The organism is Porcipelethomonas sp. (assembly GCF_051893655.1).
In the GTDB taxonomy this organism is placed as follows: Bacteria; Bacillota; Clostridia; order Oscillospirales; family Ruminococcaceae; genus Porcipelethomonas.
In genome coordinates this window covers 1-8130 of the sequence record NZ_JBJFHN010000111.1, presented here as the reverse complement: position 1 = coordinate 8130, position 8130 = coordinate 1, and the positions used below count along the sequence as shown (strand labels likewise).

Sequence of the window (8130 nt, the reverse complement as noted above, 5' to 3'; positions counted from 1 at the left end):
TATCCCTGTTTCAATATCCGCTGTACCGTTTCCATCCAGAACAACGGAAACGCTTATGTCAGTTTCCTTTGTTTTTCTTTCAGCAAATCCGTTTCTCATAAGTTTTTCCTTTCTCAACCACAAATAATATCTTCCAAAGCTGAAATAAGGCTGTCCATTTCCTCCGGAGTTCCCACAGTAATTCTAAGACTGTTGTTTATTCTCGGCTTATTCCAGTATCTCACGAAAATTTTACGTTTTTTAAGTTCTTCAAATATTTCTCCGGCCGACTTACTTTTATGAGATGCAAAAATAAAATTGCTTTTTGAATCAGGAAATTCAAATCCCAAACGAACAAGTCTTTTTTTGGTATTTTCTCTTGTTTCAATTATCCTGTTTACAGTTTTCCGGAAATACTCCTCGTCCCTTACCGCTTCAGCACCGCAAATCTGCGTCAGTGGATTCATAGTATAAGAATTTACTGAGAATTTAACATCATTCAAATATTTTATAAGCCTTTCATTGCCCATAGCAAAGCCTATTCTCATACCTGCCATTGAACGTGACTTTGAAAAGGTCTGGACTACCAGAAGATTGTCATATTTATCTATAAGCGGCAGACAGCTTTCTCCGCCAAAATCAATATATGCTTCATCTAAAATAACTATAGATTCCGGATTTGATTTTATAATACCCTCGATCATATCAATACTTTCCAGTACTCCGGTAGGTGCATTCGGATTCGGAAAAATTATTCCGCCGTTTTCTATATTATAATCCTCCGGATCAATTCTCAGATCATCAGTCAGAGAAATCTGTCTATAAGGTATTCTGTAAACATCTGCCCATACATCATAAAATGAATATGTTATATCCGGAAACAATACAGGCTTATCAGAATTAAAAAATGTCATAAACGCCATTGACAAAACATCATCAGAACCTACTCCCACGAAAATCTGTGACGGTTTAAGGCTATACCTCTTCGCAAGAGCATCAATAAGTACCTCTGAATCCGGATCAGGATAAAGTCTCATTCTTCCCGCATCAAAATTATCAAGCAATGTCTTAACTCCCGGACACGGCGGATAAGGATTTTCATTTGTATTAAGCTTAATTACATGCTTCTCCTTAGGCTGCTCCCCCGGAATATAAGGTTCAACCCGTCTGACATTATTTTCCCAGCTCATAATAATCTCCATTCTGCCATAAAGGACTTTTTAATTTATTCAAATCTTACCTTTATTGCATTTGCGTGTGCTGTAAGACCTTCCTTTTCAGCAATCAGGACTATATCATCCTTAGCTTCTCTTAAAGCTTCTTCGGTATAGTAAATATAGCTTGAACGCTTTATAAAGCTTGACACTGAAAGAGGCGAGAAAAATCTTGCAGTACCGCTTGTAGGAAGAACGTGATTAGGACCTGCATAATAGTCCCCCAGCGGTTCGGATGCATACTGTCCTAAAAATACTGACCCTGCATTATCAAGCTTTCCTATATATTCCGTCGGATTCTTCATATGTACTTCAAGGTGTTCCGGAGCAATTGCATTTGCAAGCTCTACAGCACAGTGAGGACAGTCGCAGACAATAATCATGCCATAATCTGAAAGAGACTTTTCAATAATTTCCTTTCTTGAAAGATACTGAACCTGTCTTTCAATTTCTGCAATTGTTTTATCAGCAAGCTCATCACTTGTAGTAAGCAGTATTGAAGACGCAAGCCTGTCATGCTCTGCCTGTGACATTAAATCTGCCGCAACAAATTTAGGATCAGCAGTTTCATCTGCCATAACCAGAATTTCACTTGGTCCGGCAATCATATCAATATCAACCTGTCCATAAAGAAGCTTCTTTGCAGTTGCAACATAAATATTTCCCGGACCGACGATCTTATCAACCTTAGGAATTGATTCAGTACCATAAGCCAGTGCGGCAATTGCCTGAGCACCTCCAGTCAAGAAAACTCTGTCAACACCGCATATTGCTGCGGCAACGAGAATATCTCTGTTTGGTGTACCGTCCTTGAGAGGAGGAGTCACCATAATAATTTCCTTTACACCGGCAATTTTTGCAGGTATTGCATTCATAATAACGCTTGACGGATAAGCAGCAGTACCGCCCGGGACATAAAGACCAACTCTTTCAAGTCCTCTTACTCTCTGACCCAGCATTACGCCGTTGTCCTTAGCGTTCATAAATCCATGTTCTCTCTGACGGTTATGGAAATCCGCAACATTTTCCATTGAATTCAAAAGAGCATTTACAAAATCCTCATCTGCTTCTTCAAGAGCATCATTTATAACATCCTGAGGAACTTCATAATACTGAGGAAGACTTCCGTCAAATTTCAAAGTATAATCATTGACAGCCTTATCGCCGTTTTCTTTAACATTCTCTATAATTTCATTTACAACAGCCGTTACCTTTTTATCAGTTTCGCCGCTTCTTTTTTTCATTTTTTCAAGGAATTCTATTTCGTCCTTGCCGTTTGCATATATTTTATTAATCATTACAGATTCTCCTCTATAATACTTATAAGATTTTCTATTTCCTCCTGACGAAGCTTCAGACTTACAGTATTCACAATAAGTCTTGCAGAAATCGGAACAATATCCTCAATAACTTCAAGTCCGTTTTCCTTGAGAGTTGTTCCTGTTTCGACAATATCCACAATACCGTTTGAAAGCTCCAGAAGGGGTGCTAACTCTACAGATCCTTCGATCTTTACAATGTCAACATCCATGCCCTTGTTCTCAAAAAATGTTCTTGCAACATTGGGATATTTCGTAGCTATTGTTTTAACTCCATAGCCCTCATAAAAGTCAGTACCCTTTTTAGCAGCAAGTGCAAATTTGCATTTTCCGAAACCCAGATCCACAAGCTCGAAAAACTTTCCGCTCATTTCCATAATAGTGTCCTTGCCTACAACACCCATATCGCACACACCGTGTTCAACGTAAGTTATAACATCATTTGCCTTTGCAAGAACCACCTCAATATTTGCTCCCTTTATTGGAAGAATAAGCTTTCTTCCCTTTTCTCTTACAGCGGTGCAGTCAAATCCGGACTTCTCCAGCAGATTCAGCGTATCCTTTTCCAGTCTCCCCTTTGTAAGAGCAATTCTCAGCGGTTTTGACATTTACTTCACCTCCGTAACCGATTCGCCTACTGAAATAACAGACGGAATATTTTTTTCTTCTGCGTACTTTTTAGTTTCTTCTATTGTATCAAACAGTGAAATTTCAGCTGTTTTACCCTCACTTCTCAGACTCTGTGCCTTTTCAAGTGCTTTCATTTCATAACCTTCGTGGGCAAACACAATTACGTCTGACGGAAGAGTTTTTACCGGACTGTGCTTTAATTCAACCTTTGATACCGCATCAACATTTACAGCAAATCCCGTAGCCGGAACATCATAGCCGAAATCAGAAATCAGTCTGTCATAGCGTCCGCCGGACAGAACTTCTTCGCCATATCCTTCAAGATAACCCTTTATAATAACTCCTGTATAATAATCAGTGCGGTTTACCATACCCAGATCAACAGTCAGATTTCCATTTCCTATAATGCAGGAAATTTGCTTGTAAAGCTGCTTCAAGCCTTCAAGTACCGAATCAATTTTTTCGTCAGAAAACAATTTTGATGCCTTTTCAAAAACTTCTTCTCCGCCGAATAGTCTCGGAAGCTTTTTAAGAGCATGAGTAATTTCATTTTTTCCTATACTGTCAAGAAAATCATTCAGTGCAGGATAATTCTTAGCTTCAATATATTCTCTGATGGTTTCTTTCTGGTCATCATCAGCATCAAGCTTGCCTACAAGCTCATTAAACAGTCTGATATCGCCTATTTCCAGGGAAAAGTTTGTTTTCGAGCATGAGGAAAGAACCTCAATAGCAGTTGATATCACCTCAAGATCTGCCATCTTTGAAGATGAACCGATAAGCTCTATTCCCGTCTGGACAGTCTGGGCACTTTTTCCCTTAAGGGACGGTGCCATATTGAATACACACTGATTATAATACAGTCTCATAGGCAATACCGCATCCTTTAAGCGTGTTGCAACAATTCTTGCAATCGGGATTGTATTATCAGGACGCAGAACTAAAAGTCTTCCTTTGCAGTCTGTAAGCTTAAACAGTTTTTCCTGAGGAAAATATCCGCAGTTATGATTAAATACATCATAAAATTCAATACTTGGTGTAACAAGTTCAGAATATCCACGGCTTTTAAAAATTTTATGAATTCTGTCCTCAATAGTACTTCTGATTATACATTCATCAAACAGGAGGTCTTTAGTACCCTCCGGAGTGATCAAATCATTACTTTTCATTACATTTCTCCTTGCGTTCACTTTAGTGTGCTAATATGATAACATGATAGCTGTAAAAAGTCAAGTTAAAACAGCGTCATTTGACTGGTTTTAGGCAAATTGCCCAATGCCCCAAGTTTTTCAAGAGCTTCCATTGTAGTTTTTGACGCACCGCTTTTTATCTGAAGCTCTTCAATTGAAATATAATCTCTTTTCTGAGCCGCATCATAAAGCTTTACAGCAGCCGTTTCACCAACACCGGAAATAGCTCCGAAAGGTATTCTTATTTTACCGTCTTCAATAAGATATTTAGTAGCATGAGATTTATAAATATCCACAGGCAGAAATCCATATCCTCTTGCCATCATCTCATTGATGATCAGAAGCAGGTCATAAGTATCCTTTTCTTTAGCACTTTTTTCATTTCCCTTAGCCCTAAGTTCTTCTATTTTATTTCTTACAGCATTTATTCCGCTCATAACTGTTTCAACGTCAAAATCCGAACCTCTGGTAGTAAAATATGTTGCATAAAATTCCAATGGCTTATAAAGTTTGAACCATCCAAGCTTTATGGCAGCAATAACATATGCCGCAGCATGTGCTTTCGGGAACATGTATTTGATTTTCAGACAGCTGTCAATATACCATTGAGGCACATCATGACTTTTAAGCATTTCTATAATTTCCGGAGTGAAAAACTTCGGTGCTTTTCCCTTACGTGTCCACTCCATAATATTAAACGCCATTTTAGGTTCAACGCCCTTGTAGAGCAGATATGTCATAATACTGTCACGAGTACCGATAACATCAGAAATAGTACATATTTTCTGATCAATAAGATCTTTGGCATTTCCAAGCCATACGTCAGTACCGTGAGACAAGCCTGAGATCTGAAGAAAGTCACTGAATTTAGTAGGCTTTGCGTCAATAAGCATCTGTATTGTAAATCCCGTTCCCATTTCAGGAATACCCAGACTTCCCGTCTGGCAGTAAATTTCCTCCGGAGTAACTCCCAGCACCTCTGCTGAAGTACACATTTTTATGACTTTAGGGTCAGATGTAGGAACATCCTTAATTTTTAACCCCGTCATATCCTCAAGATGCTTATAAAGAGTCGGCACAACATGACCCAGTTCATCCAGCTTCAGAATTGTATCATGAAGAGAATGGAAGTCAAAGTGGGTTGTAACCACATCTGATTCATCCGATTCTGCCGGATGCTGAATTGGCGTAAAATCATAAACTTCGTAATCCGACGGCACAACTACCATTCCTCCCGGATGCTGACCGGTTGTCCTTTTTACGCCTGTACAGCCAATAGAAAGTCTGTTTTCCTCAGCAGGATTCGCAGATTTACCCGTTTCCTCAAGATAATGCTTTGCATATCCGAAAGCAGTTTTTGACTGCACACCGCTTATTGTTCCGGCTTTGAACACATTCTTCGGACCAAACAGCTCCTCCGTATATCTATGAGCACTGCCCTGATATTCGCCGGAAAAATTAAGGTCAATATCAGGTGCTTTATCTCCATCAAATCCTAAAAACGTTTCAAAAGGTATATCATGTCCGTCACGCTTCATGTCAGTTCCGCATTCAGGACAGTTTTTCTGAGGAAGATCAAAGCCAGAGCCTACGCTTCCGTCCGTAATAAATTCACTGTACTTACATTCCGGACACACATAATGAGGAGCTAAAGGATTAACCTCGGAAATACCCGCCATAGAAGCCACAAAGGAAGAACCTACTGAACCTCTGGAACCTACATGGTATCCGTTTTCCTCAGAGTTCCAAACAAGCTTCTGTGCAATTATATAAAGTACTGAAAATCCATGCTTTATAATTGATTCCAGCTCACGGTTAAGACGCTTCTCAACTATTTCCGGAAGAGGATCGCCGTAAATGCTTTTGGCTCTTTCATTTGTGATCCTTACCAGATCCTCCTGCGCACCCGGCAGATCAGGAGTAAATGTTCCCTTAGGAATAGGACGGATATCCTTTTCAATCCAGTCGGCAATCATATTGGTATTTTCTACAACCACCTCGTATGCCTTTTCTTCTCCAAGATACTTGAATTCCTCAAGCATTTCATCAGTAGTACGCAAATACAGAGGAGGCTGATTTTCTGCATCCTTAAATCCGTTTCCAGTCATAAGTATCTTACGGAATATATTGTCCTCCTTGTCCATAAAATGAACATCGCAGGTAGCACATACCGGAATATTAAGCTTTTCTCCTAAAGCTACAATCTTTTTATTGTAGTTTTCAAGTTCTTCAATTGATTCAGCCGTACCGTTTCTCAGCATAAATTCATTATTCATTACCGGCTGAATTTCCAGATAATCATAAAATTTTGCCAGCTCTTCGATTTCCTTTTCAGGAAGCTTGTCTACAATGGCTCTGAATAATTCCCCTGCTTCACAGGCACTTCCGAAAATCAGTCCTTCTCTGTGTTTAAGCAGCTCTGATTTAGGCATAAGAGGCTTTTTATAGAAATAATCCAGCTGACTGTAGGAAATAAGCTTGTATAAATTTTTCAGTCCCACACTGTTTCGCACAAGAATTATCTGGTGATATGATTTAAGCTTTTTTACATCAATTTTATTTACCCTTGTATTCAGATCGCTCAGTACTTCAACACCGTTATTTGCAATCAGGCGGTTCATCAGTTCAATAAATATCTTTGCAAGCATCATAGCATCATCACAGGCACGGTGATGCTCAAACTTTCCAAGCTTCAGATGCTTTGCAACAGTATCAAGCTTGTGCTTTCCAAGCTCCGGAAGCATTGCACGGCAAAGAACCAGACTATCAATACTTGAATATTCATGAGGAATATTATGGCGCCTACATACTGCATCAATAAATGAATTATCAAATCTTGCATTATGTGCCACCAAAACCGGATTTTCTCCGCAGAATTCCAGAAACTGCTCCACAGCTTCTTTTTCTTTTGGAGCATTTGCCACCATACTGTCATTTATGCCTGTAAGCTCCACAATATTCGGCGGTATAGGTTTTTCAGGATTAACCATAATATTGAAGCTGTCGATAACACGCATATTTTTTAATTTGACAGCACCAATTTCAGTAAGTCTTTCCTTGTCAACATTAAGTCCTGTTGTCTCTACATCATAAACAATGATTTCCTCGTTTACGCTCCGGTCATCATCTTTATTTATTATATTTACAGGATTTATATCATTTACAACATAAGCTTCACAGCCATAAATAACCTTGAAATCGTCCAGACCGCCTGAGGCATTCATAGCATCCGGAAATGCCTGAACCACACCATGGTCAGTTATAGCAATAGCCTTATGTCCCCATGAATGGGCACGTTTTATCAATGATGCCGCATCTGTCACGGCATCCATAGCAGACATGTTAGTATGAAGATGAAGTTCAACACGTTTCTTTTCAGCAGTATCCTGTCTCATTTTTTTCCTGACAGAAACAATAGAAAAGGGCTTTATGGTAATATCCTTTGAAAAGGTATCAAATTCAATTCCGCCGGAAGCAATAATTGTAGCACCCTTTTTGAGCTTGTCCACTGCCAATTCATCTTTTTTCGGATCAATAAACAGCTTCATCTGTATTGAACCTGTATAATCTGTAATAAAATAGGTATAAATTATTTTACCATTTTTAGTTGTTTTCGGTTCACCCACATCAAAAATATCCGCCATTACAGTTACTTTTCGGTCAAGTTCTGAAATTGCTGAAGCAATGGTTTCCGGCTGTGATTTTATATTCCGTCCCATTACCAGTTCTCCTGAACCGGGAACAATATCAAAAACTGCATTTGTATCGGATACATCAACAGAAACATTTTTTGGTGCC

The 8130-nt window shown here is 39.1% G+C and carries 5 protein-coding genes; all 5 read right to left on the bottom strand.

The features are described 5' to 3' along the window. Positions 1-113: 113 nt before the first annotated feature. Positions 114-1169, bottom strand: a complete 1056-nt coding sequence (gene hisC / locus ACI4WO_RS06450; protein WP_439806739.1) for a histidinol-phosphate transaminase — start codon at positions 1167-1169, stop codon at positions 114-116. A 35-nt stretch (positions 1170-1204) separates the two neighbouring features. Continuing rightward, entirely contained in the window at positions 1205-2491 is a 1287-nt protein-coding gene (gene hisD, locus ACI4WO_RS06445; RefSeq protein ID WP_439806738.1) for a histidinol dehydrogenase, read from the bottom strand. Further along, positions 2491-3120: an ATP phosphoribosyltransferase gene (gene hisG / locus ACI4WO_RS06440; protein WP_439806737.1), complete on the bottom strand. Its 630-nt coding sequence runs from the start codon at positions 3118-3120 to the stop codon at positions 2491-2493. The genes hisD and hisG overlap by 1 nt, the downstream gene beginning before the upstream one ends. Then, the gene (gene hisZ, locus ACI4WO_RS06435) at positions 3121-4311 is read right to left on the bottom strand and encodes an ATP phosphoribosyltransferase regulatory subunit (RefSeq protein WP_439806736.1); all 1191 of its coding nucleotides are present in this window, start codon (positions 4309-4311) and stop codon (positions 3121-3123) included. Positions 4312-4376: 65 nt separating this feature from the next. Next, positions 4377-8130 (bottom strand): PolC-type DNA polymerase III (locus ACI4WO_RS06430; RefSeq protein ID WP_439806735.1); only part of this gene is annotated, 3754 nt, incomplete at its 5' end.